Raw genomic sequence first — 15,476 nt, 5'->3', positions numbered from 1 at the left:
TCCCCCTTTTCTGGCCTCTTTTTTCAGGGCAGCCAGCATGAGTTCCGAGACCGACAGGTCCGTCGATTCCCCGGCCGATCCGGAGGCCCGCTCGAAGCGCCTGACGGGTGCTCCCTTCTGGGCGGCTTTCGCGATGACGGTGGTGGCGCTGTTCATTACCGTGAACCAGATGTTCAATCTGGGGCTGGGCGGATTCCGCCCGGTCAGCACCGGCTATTATTATCTCATCATCGGCCTGTTCGGCGGGCTGGGCTTCCTCGCCTTCCCGGCGCGCAAGGGCGAGACCAGGGTGCGCTGGTACGACTGGCTGCTGACGGCGGCCTGGCTCGGCAGCTCGATCTGGCTCGCCAGCCGCGCGCAGCAGATCATCGACCGGGGCTGGAACCTGGAGGCACCGCTGGAAGCCACGCTGGTTGCCGGCCTCTATGTCGCGCTGGCGCTGGAGGCGCTCAGGCGCACCGGCGAGTTCATCCTGTTCGCCTTCTGCATCGTCTTCGCCGCCTATCCGCTCTATGCCGGATCCATGCCGGGATTCCTGTGGGGCGTGCAGCTCGACCTTGCCCAGACCGTGACCGAGCATGTCTATGGGCTGGAGAGCATCATCGGCATCCCGATGCAGGTGGTCTCCGATACGCTGATCGGCTTCATCGTGTTCGGCGTGGTGCTCGCGAATACCGGCGGCAGCAGCTTCTTCATGAATTTCGCCTCTGCCCTGATGGGGCGCACGCGCGGCGGCCCGGCCAAGGTCGCCATCGTGTCGTCCGGCCTGTTCGGCATGCTGTCGGGCAGCCCGACCTCGAACGTTCTGACCACCGGCACGCTGACCATCCCGACCATGAAGCGCAGCGGTTACGACCCGGTCTATGCCGGCGCCGTCGAGGCTTGTGCCTCGACCGGCGGCTGCCTGATGCCGCCGGTGATGGGGGCGGCCGCCTTCATCATGGCCAGCTTCCTGAACGTGCCCTATGCCGAGGTGGTGACCGCCGCCTTCCTGCCGGCGGTGCTGTTCTATCTGGCGCTGATGCTGCAGACTGACCTCTATGCCGCGCGCAAGGGTCTGCTCGGCATGACGGGCGACCAGGTGCCGCGCCTGTTCGCCACCTTCGTCGAGGGCTGGTACTACATCATGGCCCTGGTCGGCCTCACCCTGCTGCTGCTGATGTGGCGCATGGAGGGCGAGGCGCCATTCTGGATCTCGCTGTTCCTGCTGTCTGTCGCGGTTCTGCGCCGCAAGGCCATCGGCTTCGATTTCCGGGCCTTCTGCCAGCTTGTCGTCGATACCGGGCAGGCGGTGGCGCAGCTGGTCTGCCTGATCGCCGGCATCGGCCTGATCATCGGCGCGATGTCGATCACCGGCGTCGCCAATTCCTTCTCGCGCGAACTGGTGCAGTATGCCGGCGGCAATCTGGCCCTGCTGCTGGCGGCGGGCGCGGTGACCAGCTTCGTCCTCGGCATGGGGATGACCGCCTCGGCCTGCTACATCTTCCTCGCCATCGTGCTGGCGCCGGCGCTGGTGCAGGTCGGTATCGATCCGATGGCGGCGCATCTCTACATTTTCTACTGGGGCATGGTCTCCTTCATCACGCCGCCGGTGGCGCTGGCCGCCATCGCCGCTGCCTCGATCGCCAAGGCCGATGCGATGAGGGTCGGTTTCAAGGCACTGCGGATCGGCTGCCTACTGCTGCTGTTGCCGGTGCTGTTCGTGCTGCAGCCGGCGCTTATCCTGAAGGGCGACACGCTGCTGGTGATCCAGTCGGCGGCGACCGCGACCATGGCGGTCATCCTGCTGTCCGCCGCCTTCGAAGGCTATCTGTGGCGGCTGGGCCGGCTGCCGGTCTGGGCGCGTCTGGGCTTCGGCATTGGCGGGCTGATGCTGTTCGTGCCGGAAGGCTTGACCGACCTGATGGGCTTGCTGCTGGCGGTCGCCGCCGGGATCGCGGCCCTGGTCGGCAAGCGGCTGACTGAAGGAAAGGTGATCCGATGAGCGACAAGACCGCATCCACCGGGGCCATCGCGCCGGACACGACGGGCATGAACTTCTATGCGGCCGATCCGTCGCTGTCCGACCTGCTGGACATCCATCTGCCCGCCGATATCCGTGCCCATATCGAGCCGCATCTGACGGCGCTGGGGGCGGAGGCCGGCGGGCGGCTGGACGAATGCGGGCGGCTGGCCGACCGGCACACGCCGATCCTGCACCAGCGCGACCGCTTCGGCCGCGATGTACAGAGCATCGAATACCACCCTGCCTACCGGGAGCTTGAGGAGGCCGCCTTCGGCCGTTACGGCATCCATGCGATGTCGCACCGCGACGGCATCCTCGGCTGGAAAGGCCGTTATCCGGCGGCGGCGAAGCACGCCTTCACCTATCTGTTCAACCAGTCCGAATTCGGCATGGGATGCCCGATCAACGTGACCGATGGCGCGGCCATGCTGCTCGACCGCTATGGCAGCGATGCGCTGAAGGCGCGTTATCTGGACGGGCTGACCACCACCGACATGACGCGGCTGACCCAGGGCTCGCAATTCATGACGGAGAAGGAGGGCGGCTCCGACGTCGGCAAGCTGACCACCCGCGCCGTGCCGGAGGGCGATCACTGGCGGCTCTACGGCGACAAATGGTTCTGCTCCAACGCCGACGCCAAGGTGGCGATGCTGCTGGCGCGGCCGGAAGGGGCGGGCGCGGGCACGCGCGGCGTCGGCCTGTTTCTGATGCCGCGCTTCCTCGACGATGGCAGTCCGAACCAGTACCGGATCGTGCGGCTGAAGGACAAGCTGGGCACCCGCTCCATGGCGTCCGGCGAGATTAAGCTGGAGGGTGCTGTCGCCTATCATGTCGGGCAGCTCGACCGCGGCTTCGTGCAGATGGCGGAGATGGTGAACTGGTCGCGCCTGTCCAACGGCGTGAAATCGACCGCGCTGATGCGCCGGGCGCTGCATGATTCGATGACCGTTGCCCATAACCGCGTGGTGTTCGGCAAGCTGATCGCGGAGCATCCGCTGGCCCGCCGGCAATTGCTGAAGCTGATGCTGCCGCTGGAGCAGGCGCTGTCGCTGTGTTTCGTGACCGCCGATGCGCTGGACCGGGCGGAACAGGGCGGTAGCCAGGAAGCCGCGGCGCTGCTGCGCATCCTCACACCGGTGCTTAAATACCGTTCCACCCGCGATGCTCGCAAGATGTGCGGCGACGCCATGGAGATGCGCGGCGGCATCGGCTATGTCGAGGAATTCGTCACCCCCCGGCTGCTGCGCGATGCGCATCTGGGCTCGATCTGGGAAGGCACCGGCAACATCATCGCGCTGGATGCGCTGCGCCGCGCCGTCGGTCGGCATGGGGCGGAAAGCGCCATGGCGGACGATCTGCATCATCGCATCGGCGAGATGGATGGCGTGCCCGATGTCTATCGCGACCGGCTGAAGGGGCTGGTGGACAAGGTGATAGGCTTCGCCCGCGAGGTTGCATCCCGCGACGAGCACGAGGCCGACTCCCGGCGCGCCACCAGCACGCTCTATCACGTCGCCAGCGCCGTGACACTGGCCTGGGAGGCGTCGCGTGTGCATGCGCGGCGCGGCGATGCGCGCCGGCTGCTGCTCTCCCGGCTGGTGCTGGACCACAAGCTTATGGCCGGGGATCCGTTCGCGCTGCAGGCAGGGGCGGCGGAGGAACGCATCGCCGGCCTGCTGCTGTCCGACCGGCCGGTTGCGATGAAGGAGGCGGCGGCAATCGCCGGGACAAACATATGAATGCGGTGACCCAGATGACCAGCGACAACAGCGAGACGATCAGCCTGCTGCGCGATTCCGTCAGCGGCACGGTGCCGTTCGACGGCAAGCGCATCCGCAACCTTCGAGGTGCTGCACCGGATTTCGACCGCAGCCTCTGGCGCGCCATGGGCGAACAGGGCTGGCTCTCCATCCTGGTGCCGGAGGCGGAGGGCGGCCTCGGCCTTGGCATGGCGGCAGCGGCTGCCGTGGCCGAACGGCTGGGGGCTGCCTGCGCGCCGGAGCCTTTCGTCATGGCCGGGCTGCTGACGCCCTATCTCCTCTCCCAATCCTCCAATCAGGCCCAGAAGCAGGGCCTGATGCCGGCCGTGCTGTCGGGTGGCCTTCTGGTCTCCCTGGCCTGGCAGCCGGCCGGCGGCTCTCTCGATCCGGACAAGGCGGAAGTTACCGCCCGTACGCAGGGCGGGGATGTCGTGCTGTCCGGTCAGTGCCGCTTCGTCGTGCCGGCCCTCGCGGATGCCTATCTGGTGCTGGCGAAAGGTGCTGACGGGCCGCTGCTGGCACTGGTTGAGGCAAAGGTGCTGGCGGCGGGCCGCACGCTGGAACCGGGGCCGGACGGTGTGGCGAGTGCCAGGCTCAGCCTGTCGGAGGTGAAGGTGCCGGCGGATGCCGTGCTGCTGTCCGGCGCCGCGGCGTCGGCGGCGCTGCGGGAAGCGCTGGATCTTGCGGTCATGGCGCAATGCGCGGAGCTGTGCGGGTTGATGCAGCGCTCGCTGGAGATGACGCTGGAGTATCTGAAGACCCGCCAGCAGTTCGGTGCCGCCATCGGCAGCTTCCAGGCGCTGCAGCACCGCTCCGTCGATCTGTTCATCCAGCAGGAGCTGGCGCGCCACGCCACCGACGCCGCCGTCCAGAAGGCGGAGCAGGGCGCCACCGGCAAGGCGCTGTCGCTGGCCGCCTCCAGCGCCAAGGCGCGGGCCGGGCAGGCGGCGATGCTGATCGGCACTCAGGCGATCCAGCTGCACGGCGCCATCGGCTTCACCGACGAATATGACCTCGGCCTCTATATGAACCGCACGGTGCGGCTGGCGGCCCTGCTGGGCAATGCTGCCTGGCACCGGCGCCGCTTCGGCGATCTGAGCGAAGGAGCCTGACCATGAGCTTCCAGTATGGCGTTACGCAGCAACAGGACTGGAACGCGCTGTCCGACGCGGAATTCCGCCGCATCGTGCGCAACGAGTTCGAAACGCATTACCCTGCCGATCTGCGCTATCCGCCGCGCCGGCTGCGCTGGGAGGAGAATGGCAGCTGGTATCTGCGCATGGCGGAGAAGGGCTGGATCGCGCCCAACTGGCCGGCGGAATATGGCGGTATGGGCCTGTCGGTGCAGAAGCTGCTGATCTTCCAGGAGGAGGCGGAGCGCTGGGGCATCGCGCGCTACCAGGATCACGGCACGCTGATGCTGGGGCCGGTGCTGATGAAATGGGGCACCGAGGAACAGCGCCGGAAATACCTGCCCGATGTGCTGGCCTGCAAGGCGATCTGGTGCCAGGGCTATTCCGAGCCGGGCAGCGGCTCCGACCTCGCCAGCCTGAAGACGAAGGCGGTGCGCGATGGTGACGAGTTCGTCATCACCGGGCAGAAGATCTGGACCACGCTGGCGCAGGACGCCACGCACATGTTCGTGCTGGTGCGCACCGACCCGGACGCCAAGAAGCAGGAAGGCATCAGCTTCATGCTGCTGGACATGGCGCAGAAGGGCGTGACCGTGCGGCCGATCCGCGACATCGCCGGGCATGAGGAATTCTGCGAGGTGTTCCTCGACGAGGCGCGCACGCCGGCCAGCAATCTGGTGGGCGAGCTGAACAAGGGCTGGACCGTCGCCAAGTCGCTGCTGGGCTTCGAGCGCATCCATATCGGCAGCCCGAAGATGCCGGAATATGGCCTGACCGTGCTGGAGCGCGTGGCGCAGGCGCAGGGCGTGTGGGACGATCCGGTGTTCCGCGAGAAATATGTCGCGCTGAAGCTGGATGTCTCGCATCTGACCGACGCCTACAACCATTTCACCGGCATCGTCGTGCGTGGCGAGCAGCTGGGGCAGGACGTCTCCTACCTGAAGATCTGGGCCAGCGAGACCTTCCAGCGCATCGCCGATCTGGTGGTGGAGACGGCGGGACCGTTCGCCGCGATCAATGGCGAGGTCGGTATCGGCAACAGCGAGATCGATGTGCTGGCCAGCTTCTACAAATCGCGCCCGCCGACGATCTATGGCGGCACCAACGAGATCCAGCGCACCATCATCGCCCAGCAGGTGCTTGGCCTGCCCCGGCGGTAGGGGGCTGGATCTATCTCTCGCCTGTCATTGCCGGGCTTGACCCGACTTTGGCAATTTTCAGTTTGTCATGCCCGGACTTGATCCGGGCATCCAGGGGCGGTGCCCTGCCGGCATCGTCTCAGGCCGTGGCTCCTGGACCCCCGGGTCAAGCCCGGGGGTGAAAGTCTTGGAATTAACGGCGCCAGATCAAGCTTGAGAGTGATCCAAAAAACAGACCTACAGCACCTCGAAGACCTGATAGATCGGCCCGGTCGGCTCGCGGCGGCCGAGCGAGACGAAGCAGGACCGGTTCAGCCAGGCGTAAGGGCCGTCCTTGGCGGTCTCGAAATAGGGCGTGGTGCGGAAATAGATCAGGCTGGGATCGACCGGCTGGCCGGCATTCAGCTTTGCCATGACGTCCGCCGGACCGTGCCGCAGGCCGCGATAGATCATGTAGATCAGCGCGCCGTCATGGGTTTCCATGGTGAGGCGTACATCGAGCTGGGTGACGCCATCGATGCGGTTCAGGATCCAGTCGCCGCCGCCCGGATGCACTTTGCCCTTCAGGCGCGGTCCCTCGAAACTGCCACCCAGCACCTTGGCGATGCGGCGTTCGCCATATTGCGTGTCGCCCAGCAGGGTCATCGGCATTTCGACCTGCAGGTGCATGTCCATGACGAACTGCGTCTTGATCTCGGCCATTGCTATCCCCGTTCCATTGTTTTCCGAAGGCTTTACGCCTGTCCGGAACAGCATGCCGTCTGGATCATCAATGCTCCAGTGCCGTATGCGCCGGGGCTGATATGCCGGAGGGGGAGGGGCAGCGTCAGGCGGCCTGCGTGGCCTCGGGTTCCGCTTTGATGCGGCTGGCCTTGCGGGTCAGCATCCACCAGGCGATACGGTTCACCACGCGGTTCAGCAGGCTGTGCGGCTTCAGCCCGATGGCCTTGAACATCATCGCCATGCCGCGCTCGACATGGTGCGGTCGGTAGAAGCGTAAGGCCCGCCGCTGATAGGCCTGGCAGCAGAAATCCCGATCGTAGTGCGAGCCCTGGCCATTGTCGTTCGCCGCGTAATAGGCGAAGGCCAGCTCGTCATCCTCGCTCTCGGCGATACGGCCCAGCGCCACGCGCAGCCGCTTCAGCACGCCCAGCTGCTCGATGTCCTGATAGCGTTTCAGATGCTGGTAGAACAGCCGGTAATGGCGCAGCTCGTCGGCGGCGATGCGCTGGCAGATTTCCTTCAGCACCGGCTCGTCGGTCGAATCGGCGAGTGCACTGTAATAGGAGCTGGTGCCGATCTCCACCACGCAGCGGGCCACCAGCTCGCCCGACAGCGAGCCGCGCACCGACCGGTCAATATCCATCGGCAGGGTGATGGTGTCGGCGAAACGCTTGAAGCTGGCGTCGAAATCGAAGGAGGGATCGGCCAATTCCGCCCAGCGGCGCAGGGCTTCGCCATGCTGGACCTCCTCCTGCGCCCAGTTGCGCGCGGCTTCCTTGAAGGCCTCGTCATCGTGGAAGATGTTGCACAGATAGTCGGCGTAAACCCCGCCATTGAACTCGACCATGCTGGCCGCCTTCACGATCGGCACGATTTCATCGTCGATCCTGGTTCGATCGAAAAGGCTCCAGTCGATATCGTCCAGGTTCCAATGTTTCATCGGCTTGTGGCGTCCTTTCCCGTTCGGTACGAAATCAGACGCTCCCCTTCTTTGTGGCGTGTATCTCCACCGGATCGCAGCATCCTATTTAAGGAAGCTGGGAACAAGATCAAAGGGGTAGCGCGAAATTACCCCTATATTACGTAAATGTTGCGGGGGCTGGCAATGTTCCGGGAAAATCGGCCGGCCGGCAAAAAAGAAACGGGACCCATTGGGGTCCCGTCTCATTGTCCTGCGGCGTGGGGAAAGCGGCAATCAATGCCCGGTATCGAGGGCTCTGATCTTGGCCTGTTCCACGTCGATCTTGTTCTGGACGGCGGCCTTTTCGCTGTCGTCCTTGGCCGCCTGAAGGTCTTCGGCCAGATTCTTCAGGGTCTGTTCCACCGCGGCGCGGTCGATCTCGCCCAGCGCAATCGCCGTTTCGGCCAGCACCGTGCAGCGATCCTCGGTCACCTCGGCGAAGCCGCCAGCGACGAAGATGCGTTCCTTCACCTGGCCACCCTCATAGATCTGGATGACGCCGGGAATGAGGGTCGAGATGAAGGGCGCATGGCGCGGCAGGACACCGAAATACCCTTCGGCGCCCGGCACCACAACCATCTCAACCGGCTGCGAAACCAGCAGCTTTTCCGGCGAGACCAGCTCGAAGTTCGTGGTTTCGGCCATTTGTCAGCCTTCTCCCGTCAGCGGGTGCGATTCAGGAAAGCGGGGGGTGGCCTCAGGCCACCTCCGCCGCCATCTTCTTCGCCTTCGCAATGGCCTCGTCGATGGTGCCGACCATGTAGAAGGCCTGCTCGGGCAGGTCGTCATACTCGCCGGCGCAGATGCCCTTGAAGGCCTTGATCGTGTCTTCCAGGCTGACCAGCGTGCCCGGCGTGCCGGTGAACACTTCGGCGACGTGGAAGGGCTGCGACAGGAAGCGCTGGATCTTGCGGGCGCGGGCGACGACCAGCTTGTCGTCTTCCGATAGCTCGTCCATGCCCAGAATGGCGATGATGTCCTGCAGCGACTTGTAGGTCTGCAGGATGCGCTGCACGTCGCGGGCGACGTTGTAGTGCTCTTCGCCGATGATCCGGGGATCGAGGATGCGGCTGTTGGAGTCCAGCGGATCGACGGCCGGGTAGATGCCCAGCTCCGCGATCTGGCGCGACAGCACGGTGGTGGCATCCAGATGGGCGAAGGAGGTGGCCGGCGCCGGGTCGGTCAGATCGTCGGCCGGTACGTAAATCGCCTGCACCGAGGTGATCGAGCCCTTCTTGGTGGAGGTGATGCGCTCCTGCAGGCCGCCCATGTCGGTACCCAGCGTCGGCTGATAGCCCACCGCAGACGGGATACGGCCGAGCAGCGCGGACACTTCCGAGCCGGCCTGGGTGAAGCGGAAGATGTTGTCCACGAAGAACAGCACGTCCTGGCCTTCCTCGTCGCGGAAATACTCGGCCTGGGTCAGGCCGGTCAGCGCGACGCGGGCACGGGCTCCCGGGGGCTCGTTCATCTGGCCATAGACCAGCGCCACCTTGGACCCTTCGCCATCCAGCTTGATGACGCCCGATTCCATCATCTCGTGATAGAGGTCGTTACCCTCGCGGGTGCGCTCGCCGACGCCGGCGAACACGGACACGCCGCCATGCGCCTTCGCGACGTTGTTGATGAGCTCCATGATCAGCACGGTCTTGCCGACGCCGGCGCCGCCGAACAGGCCGATCTTGCCGCCCTTGGAGTAGGGGGCCAGAAGATCGATGACCTTGATGCCGGTGATCAGCTGCTCGGTCTCGGTCGACTGATCGACAAAGGCCGGGGCCTGGCGATGGATCGGCATCCTCTTCTTGGACTTGACCGGGCCGCGCTCGTCCACCGGCTCGCCGATCACGTTCATGATGCGGCCCAGCGTCTCGGGGCCGACCGGCACGGAGATCGCTTCGCCGGTATCGACCACTTCCTGGCCGCGGACCAGACCATCGGTCGTGTCCATGGCGATGGTGCGCACCGTGTTTTCGCCCAGATGCTGGGCAACTTCCAGTACCAGGGTGCTGTCGCCCAGTTTCACATGCAGTGCGTTAAGGATGGCCGGCAGGTCACCGTCGAACTGAACGTCGACGACGGCGCTGATCACCTGCGTAATCTTGCCAACGAGATTTTTCTTCGCCATGGCCTACTCCACTCTTTCAATCCGTATTGCCGCGCCGGTCCGTTACAGCGCTTCCGCGCCGGAGATGATCTCGATCAGCTCCTTGGTAATGTTCGCCTGGCGCTGGCGGTTGTACGTCAGGGACAGCTTGTCGATCATCTCGCCGGCATTGCGGGTGGCGCTGTCCATCGCGGACATGCGGGCACCCTGTTCGCCGGCGGCGTTCTCAAGCAGCGTCTTGTAGATCTGCACCGCAAGGTTGCGCGGCAGCAGCGCCGCCAGGATCTGCTCCTCGTCAGGCTCATATTCATAGAGCGCCTGGGAGGCATTTTCCGTCTTCTCCTCGCCGGCTTCCGGCAAGGCGACCGGGATCAGCTGCTGTCCCGTCGGAATCTGCGAGATCGCCGACTTGAAGCGCGCATAGAAGATCGTCGCCACGTCAAACTCGCCGGCCTCGTACATCTCCAGCAGGCGAACGGCAATGCCGTCGGCATCGGAGAAGGCGAGGCGCTTCTGGCCCGCAAAGCTGATCAGATCGACGATCTTGTCGCGGAACTCGCGGCGCAGCACGTCACGCCCCTTGCGGCCGACGCACAGGATCTTCACCGTCTTGCCGTCGGCGAGAAGCTTGCGGATGTGGATCCGCGCGGCGCGCACGATGTTGGTGTTGAAGCCGCCGCAAAGACCGCGGTCCGCGGTTGCGACAACCACCAGCTGCACATCATCCTTGCCGGTGCCGGCAACCAGCTTCGGGGCGCCGGTGGCGCCCTGCAGCCGGCCGGCGACCGAGGCCAGCATCCGCTCCATGCGCTCGGCGTAGGGGCGGGCGGCTTCGGCCTGCTCCTGCGCGCGGCGCAGTTTCGCGGCGGCGACCATCTTCATCGCCGAGGTGATCTTGCGCGTCGACTGGACGCTCTTGATCCGATTTCTTAGGTCTTTGAGGCTGGGCATCCGCTTTCGCCTTGGTTGCTGCCGGGTCCGCTAGGCGATCAGGCGAAGGTCTTGGAGTAGGTCTCCAGGAGATCCTTCAGCTTGCCCTCGATCTCCGAGGTCAGCTGCTGCTCCTTGCGGATGGCAGCCAGGATATCCTTGCCCTTGCCACGCAGCTCAGCCAGCAGGCCGATCTCATACTTGTTGACCTGATCAAGGGCGACCTTGTCGAGATACCCCTTCACACCGGCATAGATCACGGCGACCTGCTCTTCGACCGGCAGCGGGCTGTACTGCGGCTGCTTCAGCAGCTGCGTCAGGCGCGAACCGCGGGCCAGCAGGCGCTGGGTCGAGGCGTCGAGGTCGGAGGCGAACTGCGCGAACGCTTCCATCTCGCGATACTGTGCCAGTTCCAGCTTGATCGAGCCGGCGACCTGCTTCATCGCCTTGATCTGCGCGGCGGAGCCGACGCGGCTGACCGAGATGCCGACGTTCACTGCCGGGCGGATGCCCTTATAGAACAGGCCGGTTTCCAGGAAGATCTGGCCGTCGGTGATCGAAATCACGTTGGTCGGGATGAAGGCCGACACGTCGCCAGCTTGGGTCTCGATGATCGGCAGCGCGGTAAGCGAACCGGAGCCATGCTCCTCGTTCATCTTCGCGGCGCGCTCCAGCAGGCGCGAATGCAGATAGAACACGTCGCCCGGGAAGGCTTCACGGCCCGGCGGGCGGCGCAGCAGCAGCGACATCTGGCGGTAGGCGGTGGCCTGCTTCGACAGATCGTCATAGATGATCAGCGCATGCATGCCATTGTCGCGGAAGAACTCGCCCATGGCGCAGCCGGTATAGGGCGCCAGGAACTGCAGCGGCGCCGGCTCCGAGGCCGTCGCGGCGACGACGATGGAATATTCCATCGCGCCGTAATCTTCCAGGGTCTTCACGATCTGCGCGACGGTGGAGCGCTTCTGGCCGACCGCAACATAGATGCAGTACAGCTTCTTCGACTCGTCGTCGCCCTTGTTGATCGAGGCCTGGTTGATGATCGTGTCGATCGCCACCGCGGTCTTGCCGGTCTGGCGGTCGCCAATGATCAGCTCGCGCTGGCCGCGGCCAACCGGGATCAGGCTGTCGATGGCCTTCAGGCCGGTCTGCATCGGCTCGTGCACCGACTGGCGCGGGATAATGCCGGGGGCCTTCACCTCGACGCGGGTGCGCTTCACGTCCTTCAGCGGACCCTTGCCGTCAATCGGGTTGCCCAGGCCGTCAACGACGCGGCCCAGCAGGCCCTTGCCGACCGGCGCATCGACGATGGTGCCGGTACGCTTGACGGTGTCGCCTTCCTTGATATCGCGGTCGTCGCCGAAAATCACGACACCGACATTGTCGGTCTCGAGGTTCAGCGCCATCCCGCGGATACCCTTGGGGAATTCAACCATTTCGCCGGCTTCGACCTTGTCGAGGCCATAGACGCGGGCAATACCGTCGCTGACTGACAGAACGGTGCCGACCTCGGCCACTTCGGCTTCGGTGCCGAAATTGGCGATCTGGTCCTTCAGAATAGAGGAGATCTCGGCGGCGCGGATGTCCATCAAGCAGTCCCTTTCATCGCGAGCTGCAGCCGCTGCAGCTTAGTGCGCAGCGAACTATCGATCATGCGTGATCCAACCTTGACGATCAGCCCGCCGATCAAGGCAGGGTCGACCTTCGTTTCAACGGCGACGGTGGAACCGATCGCCTTTTTCAATGCGTCCGTAAGCGCTTTTTCCTGGGTCTTGGTCAGGGCTTTGGCGGAAGAAACTTCCGCCGTGACCTCGCCACGCCGCCGGGCAAGCTCGTTCAGGAAGGCATTGATGATACCGGGCAGGGCGAACAACCGGCGGTTTACCGCCAGCGTGCCCACGAATTTCTTGGTCAGCGGCTTCGCGCCGGCCTTGTCGAGGACGGCCGCGATGGCCTTCGACTGCTCGTCACGCGACAGGACAGGCGAGCGGGTAAGCCGCGCCAGATCCTCCGAGTCGACCAGCATCTGTCGCAGATCGCGCAGATCGGCGGCAACGTCGTCGAGTGTCTTTTCGGTGTCCGCCAGCTCGTAGAGTGCCGTTGCATAACGCTGGGCGATCGCTGACAGGCCTTGCATCCCTTTCGCCAACTGGGAAGCTCCCACTTCTGATGAGGATGACCTAAGTGTGAGTGTCGCACGCCCAATGGCAAAGAAAGCCACGGAGCGGAAGCAATACCGAACCTCGTTGGAAGGCAACCCTCCCCCCAAGGCCGGGCGTTGTCTAACATAGTCGTATGGGGTGTGCAAGCCGTAGCGCGGCACTAATGATGCGCATTTCGACAATCATTTTCGGACCGCCGGAAAGCCTGGCGCGCGATCAGTTTGAATGCGCGTAAATCAGAGAAAACTGTAAGGGTCGATATCGACCGTGACGCGCACGGCGTGCGGTATCTGCGCCTGCGCCAGCCAGTGCCGCAGCAGCGCCTGGACGTTCACCCCGCGCGGTGCCTGCAGCAGCAGCCGGAAGCGGTGCCGCCCGCGCAGCACGGCGAACGGGGCGGGGGCCGGGCCGAGGACGCGCACCTCGGTTTGACCGGGAAGGTTGCGCGGCGCGCTTCGGCCAAGCCGCAGCGCCACCGCCTCCACCAGATTTTTATCCGCCCCGGAAATGATGAGCGCCGCCAGCCGGCCAAAGGGCGGCATGCCGGCGCGGCGGCGGTCGTCCGCCTCGGCTTCCAGGAAACGGTCGCGGTCGCCCTCGACCAGCGCCTGGATGACTTTATGGCCGGGATCGTAGGTTTGCAGCAGCACGCGTCCCGGATGTTCGGCGCGGCCGGCGCGCCCGGCGACCTGATGCAGCAGCTGGTAGGTACGCTCGGCCGCGCGCAGATCGCCGCCGACGAGACCGAGATCGGCATCGACAACGCCGACCAGCGTCAGCATCGGGAAATGATGGCCCTTGGCGACCATCTGGGTGCCGATCAGGATATCGACCTCGCGGTCGCGGACACTGCGCAGCATCTCGGCGACCGCCGCCGGCCCGCCCAGCGTATCGCTGGCGATCAGCGCAAAGCGCGCGTCGGGGAACAGCTGCATCACCTCCTCGGCGATGCGTTCCACGCCGGGGCCGACCGCCTTGAAGCCCTCGTCGCTGTCGCAGGCCGGGCAATGGTCCGGCAGCTTTTCGGTATGGCCGCACTGGTGGCATTGCAGCCGTCCGGCAAGCCGGTGCTCGACCAGCCAGGCGGTGCAGTTCGGGCAGGCCAGGCGATGGCCGCAGGCACCGCACAGCGTCAGCGGGGCATAGCCGCGCCGGTTCAGGAACAACAGCGCCTGCTCGCCGGCGGCCAGGGTGCCGCGCACCGCCTCGACCAGCGGCGGCGACAGCCAGCGGCCCTGCGGCGGGCGGTGGGCGCGCATGTCGATGGCCTGGATCATCGGCAGGGCGGCGCCGGCGAAACGGTCGGGCAGGCTGACCCGCTGATAGCGCCCATTCTCCACATTCGCCATGGTTTCCAGCGAGGGCGTGGCGGAGACCAGCACGATGGGGATTTTCGCCAGATAGGCGCGCACCACCGCCATGTCGCGGGCATGGTAGGTAACGCCTTCCTCCTGCTTGAAGGCACTCTCATGCTCCTCATCCACCACGATCAGCCCGAGATTGGGGAAGGACAGGAACAGGGCGGAGCGTGCCCCGACCACGATGCCGGCCTTGCCTTCGGCCACGGCGCGCCAGTTGTCGCGGCGCTGGGCCTGCGTCAGCTCCGAATGCCATTCGGTCGGGCGGCAGCCGAAGCGGGCCTCGAAGCGTTCCAGCCAATGCGGTGTCAGCGCGATCTCCGGCAACAGCACCAGCACCTGTTCGCCGGCCTTCAGCGCGGCGGCGATAGCCTCGAAATAAACCTCGGTCTTGCCGGAGCCGGTGACCCCGTCCAGCAGCGTCGCGCGGTAGCCCTGACCGACGGCTTCGGCCAGGGCGGCGGCGGCGGCCGCCTGATCGGGGGCGAGGTCGGCGCGTTTCAGGTCGGGATCGGGCAGCGGCGGCGGCGGTGCCGGGGGCAGCAGCACGGGGCGCAGCGCCCCGGCCTCGGCCAGTCCCTTCACCACGCCCGCCGAGACACCGGCCTGCCGCGCGATCTCGGCGGCGGGCAGCGGCGGCGTATTGGCCAGAAAGGAGAGCACGCGCCGGCGCGCCGGCGTCGGGCGCAGGGCCTCCACATCGAAATCCGGGGCGCATTCATAGGCGACGACAGGTTTGGGCGGCTCCAGCGCTGCCGGCACGCTCATCGCCATGCGCAGCACGGCGCCCGGCGGTGCCAGGGTATAGGAGGCGACCCAGGAGACGAAGCGGCGCAGCCCCTCCGGCAGGGGCGGGGCGTCCAGCTTCGCGACCACATCCTTCAGCCTGGCCTCCGGCACTTCGCCGCTGCCGCCCAGCCGCCAGACCACGCCGACCATATGGCGCTTGCCCAGCGGCACCTCGACGATGTCGCCCTCGCGGAGATCCATGCCGGCCGGCACGCGATAGTCATAGCCCTCGCCCACGGGCAAGGGCACAGGCAGCGGCAGCAGCACGGTTACGCGATCCGCTCGCCGGTCGGGGAGCGGTAAAAGGTCGTGCTGCGGTGCGGCGGCGGGCCTAGCCGTTTTGTTCGTCATGAGGTAGGTTTAGCGTTGAGCAGGGCCGGACGCGAGCATTGCCCGTCCCATAAAGTCATTT

General features: G+C 65.6%; 12 protein-coding genes. 4 read left to right on the top strand and 8 right to left on the bottom strand.

The annotated features are described in order from the left end of the window. The first annotated feature begins 37 nt into the window (after positions 1-37). Genes BKM74_RS11760 through BKM74_RS11745 form a run of 4 tightly spaced genes read left to right on the top strand, consistent with a single transcriptional unit; the run spans position 38 to position 6,058 of the window. Positions 38-1,984, top strand: coding sequence for a TRAP transporter permease (locus BKM74_RS11760; RefSeq protein WP_086465920.1), 1,947 nt, complete (start codon positions 38-40; stop codon positions 1,982-1,984). Further along, positions 1,981-3,744, top strand: coding sequence for an acyl-CoA dehydrogenase family protein (locus BKM74_RS11755; RefSeq protein WP_086465919.1), 1,764 nt, complete (start codon positions 1,981-1,983; stop codon positions 3,742-3,744). The genes BKM74_RS11760 and BKM74_RS11755 overlap by 4 nt, the downstream gene beginning before the upstream one ends. Further along, positions 3,741-4,877 carry an acyl-CoA dehydrogenase family protein gene (locus BKM74_RS11750; RefSeq protein WP_086465918.1) on the top strand — a complete coding sequence of 379 codons (1,137 nt, stop codon included), beginning with the start codon at positions 3,741-3,743 and terminating at the stop codon, positions 4,875-4,877. Before BKM74_RS11755 ends, BKM74_RS11750 begins: the two co-directional genes overlap by 4 nt. Positions 4,878-4,879: 2 nt before the next feature. Continuing rightward, complete coding sequence (locus BKM74_RS11745) at positions 4,880-6,058, top strand: acyl-CoA dehydrogenase family protein (RefSeq protein WP_086465917.1); 1,179 nt, start codon at positions 4,880-4,882, stop codon at positions 6,056-6,058. A gap of 216 nt (positions 6,059-6,274) precedes the next feature. Here BKM74_RS11745 and BKM74_RS11740 read toward each other — a convergent pair whose 3' ends face one another. From BKM74_RS11740 to BKM74_RS11705, 8 genes are all read right to left on the bottom strand, one after another. Then, positions 6,275-6,739 (bottom strand): DUF3237 domain-containing protein, encoded by a 465-nt coding sequence (locus BKM74_RS11740; protein ID WP_086465916.1) that lies wholly within the window; start codon positions 6,737-6,739, stop codon positions 6,275-6,277. 124 nt (positions 6,740-6,863) lie between these two features. Continuing rightward, positions 6,864-7,700 carry an acyl-ACP desaturase gene (locus BKM74_RS11735; protein ID WP_086465915.1) on the bottom strand — a complete coding sequence of 279 codons (837 nt, stop codon included), beginning with the start codon at positions 7,698-7,700 and terminating at the stop codon, positions 6,864-6,866. Between the two features lie 255 nt (positions 7,701-7,955). Further along, on the bottom strand, positions 7,956-8,366 hold the full coding sequence (locus BKM74_RS11730) for a F0F1 ATP synthase subunit epsilon (RefSeq protein ID WP_086465914.1): 411 nt from the start codon (positions 8,364-8,366) through the stop codon (positions 7,956-7,958). A 52-nt stretch (positions 8,367-8,418) separates the two neighbouring features. After that, entirely contained in the window at positions 8,419-9,846 is a 1,428-nt protein-coding gene (gene atpD / locus BKM74_RS11725; protein WP_086465913.1) for a F0F1 ATP synthase subunit beta, read from the bottom strand. Between the two features lie 42 nt (positions 9,847-9,888). After that, entirely contained in the window at positions 9,889-10,776 is an 888-nt protein-coding gene (locus BKM74_RS11720) for a F0F1 ATP synthase subunit gamma (RefSeq protein ID WP_086465912.1), read from the bottom strand. Positions 10,777-10,814: 38 nt separating this feature from the next. Then, on the bottom strand, positions 10,815-12,344 hold the full coding sequence (gene atpA, locus BKM74_RS11715) for a F0F1 ATP synthase subunit alpha (protein WP_086465911.1): 1,530 nt from the start codon (positions 12,342-12,344) through the stop codon (positions 10,815-10,817). Next, positions 12,344-12,892, bottom strand: a complete 549-nt coding sequence (locus tag BKM74_RS11710; RefSeq protein ID WP_086465910.1) for a F0F1 ATP synthase subunit delta — start codon at positions 12,890-12,892, stop codon at positions 12,344-12,346. The genes atpA and BKM74_RS11710 overlap by 1 nt, the downstream gene beginning before the upstream one ends. Before the next feature lie 261 nt (positions 12,893-13,153). Next, positions 13,154-15,415, bottom strand: a complete 2,262-nt coding sequence (locus BKM74_RS11705; protein ID WP_086465909.1) for a primosomal protein N' — start codon at positions 15,413-15,415, stop codon at positions 13,154-13,156. Positions 15,416-15,476 lie beyond the last annotated feature (61 nt).

This window comes from Oceanibaculum nanhaiense (assembly GCF_002148795.1).
In the GTDB taxonomy this organism is placed as follows: Bacteria; Pseudomonadota; Alphaproteobacteria; order Oceanibaculales; family Oceanibaculaceae; genus Oceanibaculum; species Oceanibaculum nanhaiense.
Note: the sequence above shows the minus strand (reverse complement) of the source record. Positions and strands in the feature narration are given on the sequence as shown.

Excerpts from the sequence above, each read along its gene's own strand:
- BKM74_RS11760 (WP_086465920.1), top strand. The coding sequence starts at position 38 with ATGAGTTCCGAGACCGACAGGTCCGTCGATTCCCCGGCCGATCCGGAG.
- BKM74_RS11755 (WP_086465919.1), top strand. The coding sequence starts at position 1,981 with ATGAGCGACAAGACCGCATCCACCGGGGCCATCGCGCCGGACACGACG.
- BKM74_RS11750 (WP_086465918.1), top strand. The coding sequence starts at position 3,741 with ATGAATGCGGTGACCCAGATGACCAGCGACAACAGCGAGACGATCAGC.
- BKM74_RS11745 (WP_086465917.1), top strand. The coding sequence starts at position 4,880 with ATGAGCTTCCAGTATGGCGTTACGCAGCAACAGGACTGGAACGCGCTG.
- BKM74_RS11740 (WP_086465916.1), bottom strand. The coding sequence starts at position 6,739 with ATGGCCGAGATCAAGACGCAGTTCGTCATGGACATGCACCTGCAGGTC.
- BKM74_RS11735 (WP_086465915.1), bottom strand. The coding sequence starts at position 7,700 with ATGAAACATTGGAACCTGGACGATATCGACTGGAGCCTTTTCGATCGA.
- BKM74_RS11730 (WP_086465914.1), bottom strand. The coding sequence starts at position 8,366 with ATGGCCGAAACCACGAACTTCGAGCTGGTCTCGCCGGAAAAGCTGCTG.
- atpD (WP_086465913.1), bottom strand. The coding sequence starts at position 9,846 with ATGGCGAAGAAAAATCTCGTTGGCAAGATTACGCAGGTGATCAGCGCC.
- BKM74_RS11720 (WP_086465912.1), bottom strand. The coding sequence starts at position 10,776 with ATGCCCAGCCTCAAAGACCTAAGAAATCGGATCAAGAGCGTCCAGTCG.
- atpA (WP_086465911.1), bottom strand. The coding sequence starts at position 12,344 with ATGGACATCCGCGCCGCCGAGATCTCCTCTATTCTGAAGGACCAGATC.
- BKM74_RS11710 (WP_086465910.1), bottom strand. The coding sequence starts at position 12,892 with ATGCAAGGCCTGTCAGCGATCGCCCAGCGTTATGCAACGGCACTCTAC.
- BKM74_RS11705 (WP_086465909.1), bottom strand. The coding sequence starts at position 15,415 with ATGACGAACAAAACGGCTAGGCCCGCCGCCGCACCGCAGCACGACCTT.